The sequence below is a fragment of the Myxococcus xanthus genome (genome assembly GCF_013116825.1).
In the GTDB taxonomy this organism is placed as follows: domain Bacteria; phylum Myxococcota; class Myxococcia; order Myxococcales; family Myxococcaceae; genus Myxococcus; species Myxococcus xanthus_B.
Genome location: NZ_JABFNS010000283.1, coordinates 1 through 1477, shown reverse-complemented (window position 1 = coordinate 1477; position 1477 = coordinate 1). Strand labels below are relative to the sequence as shown.

The window sequence follows — 1477 nt, the reverse complement described above, 5'->3', positions numbered from 1 at the left end:
GGGGCGGGGCGCGTGACGTGGCTCGTGGGGCTCTCCGTGGTGCCCTGGGCCCGCTCGGAGCGCGAGGACGGGCGGGTGGACCTGATGCTGGCGACGCCCGAGGTGGGGCTGTGTCCGCTGGTGGTGGGCGGCTCCCGATGGGAGGTGTCCACGTGCGCGGCGGCGGCGTTCTCGTTCGTGATGGCGGACTCAAAGGGTCCGGCGGTGAACGAGGTGGACTTGCTCATCCGAGGTGACGCGGTGGCGCGAGCCCAGCTGGAGCTGCGACTGGGAAGCGCCACCGCGTTGCATGTGGGGGGCGGCGCCGCGGTGGGGTGGCTGCGTCCCACGTTGCCGATGACCTCCGCCTGGGAGGGGCGTTTGGGGGCGCAGTTGCGCGCGTTCGTCGAGCTGGGCCTGTCGTTCCGAGGGCCCTGAGTCACCGGGGGCGGGTAGCGCTTCACCTGGCGCCGGGAAGCTCACTAGAGTCCGCCGGCCCCGGACTCCCGCGCGATGCCTCCCCCTCCCCAAGCCCTGCCCGCTCCCGAAGGGGCGGAACCGCTCGACTTCGAGCGGGTGCATGCCCAGCACGCGGCCTTCGTGTGGCGCACGCTGCGGCGCATGGGCGTGAGGGAGGCGGACCTGGAGGACGTCTGCCAGGAGGCGTTCCTGGTGGTCCATCGCCGTCTCCCCGAGTTCGACCCGCGCGCGCCCGTGGCCGCGTGGCTCTTCGGCATCTGCATGCGATTGGCCTCGGACCATCGCAAGCGGGCCCACGTCCGGCGGGAGACCCCCGTCGCGGAGACTCCTGACGAGGCCCGTCCCCCCGAGCAGCTCGAGTCCGTGGCGCGCACGCAGGCGCGGGCCCGGTTGGACCGCATCCTGGATGCGCTCGACGAGGACAAGCGGGCGGTGTTCGTCCTCTTCGAAATCGAGCAGTGGGCCATGGCCGACGTGGCCCAGGCGGTGGGGTGCCCCGTGCAGACCGCCTACGCGCGGCTGTACGCTGCGCGCAAGCAGGTCCAGGAGGCCGTGGCCCGGTTGCAAGGAGGCGAGAGATGAGGACGCCCGAGCCCGTGCGACTCCTGGAGGAGTCCTCCGATGCCTCGCCCGAGCTGCGCGAGCTGCTGGGCTCCGCCCTGGACGATGGGCCCTCGGCCGCGCAGCTGGCGTCCCTCGCGGCCCGATTGGCGCCCCTCCAGCCGCCCCCGGCCCCTGCGGCTCCCTCACCGGCTCCGGTGGCGCCCGCGTCCGAGCCGCTCGCGGGTGGCGCGACGGTGGCCACGGGCCTCAAGCTCAAGGTGCTCGTGGGCGTGGCCGCGCTCACGGGGGCCGTGGGCTCCTTCCAGGCGGGCCGCGTCTACGAGCGCGCACAGCCTCCGACGGTCGCCCAAGCCCAGCGGGAGACGCCGCCGGTGGAGCGTCCACGGAGCGAGGTGCCCGCCGAGGGCGTCGTGTCGGCGCCCCCCGTTGCCGAAGCGCCCACCCCGCGTCTGTC

General features: G+C 74.3%; 2 protein-coding genes and 1 pseudogene. All 3 read left to right on the top strand.

Annotated features, from left to right (window positions below; genetic code table 11):
• A partial coding sequence (locus HNV26_RS37300; protein ID WP_171453036.1) for a hypothetical protein occupies positions 1-417 on the top strand: 417 nt, incomplete at its 5' end.
• A gap of 75 nt (positions 418-492) precedes the next feature.
• Positions 493-1041, top strand: coding sequence for an RNA polymerase sigma factor (locus HNV26_RS37295; RefSeq protein WP_140786907.1), 549 nt, complete (start codon positions 493-495; stop codon positions 1039-1041).
• A pseudogene (locus HNV26_RS37290) lies at positions 1038-1477 on the top strand (hypothetical protein); the annotation flags it as partial. The gene HNV26_RS37295 and the pseudogene HNV26_RS37290, both read left to right, overlap by 4 nt.